The sequence below is a fragment of the Labrys sp. F242 genome (assembly GCF_057813875.1).
In genome coordinates, this window is sequence record NZ_JBVASG010000024.1 from 1 (window position 1) to 344 (window position 344).

Sequence of the window (344 nt, forward strand, 5' to 3'; positions counted from 1 at the left end):
CCAGCCCTTCCGCCGTGCGCATGGTGATGGTGATCACCGGCCCCTTCTCCGACAGCGTGACCCAGCCCAGATAGAGCGCGATCCCGGCCGCCACGATCGGGATGAGCCAGATCGCGGACAGGCGGCGACGGCGCGGCGGATCGATATCCGGCGTGGCCGTGTCACTGCCGTTCTTGGAGGCGTCGGAGTCGGTCAATGGCCCTTCTTTCCTGTGTCGCGGCGCAAGACATCCCACATCAGCCGTGGGTCGAATGATTCGGAGGCGATCATGGTGATGATCACCACGCTGGCAAAGGCGATCGCCCCGATGCCGGGCTCGATGGTGGCGATCTCGCCCAGCTGCA

The 344-nt window shown here is 65.7% G+C and carries 2 protein-coding genes; both read right to left on the minus strand.

Translation table 11 applies throughout. The features are described 5' to 3' along the window. Positions 1-196 (minus strand): hypothetical protein (locus ACZYTC_RS34260; protein ID WP_488991760.1); only part of this gene is annotated, 196 nt, incomplete at its 3' end. Next, positions 193-339: a paraquat-inducible protein A gene (locus ACZYTC_RS34265; protein WP_488991761.1), complete on the minus strand. Its 147-nt coding sequence runs from the start codon at positions 337-339 to the stop codon at positions 193-195. The genes ACZYTC_RS34265 and ACZYTC_RS34260, both read right to left, overlap by 4 nt. Between the last annotated feature and the right edge of the window lie 5 nt (positions 340-344).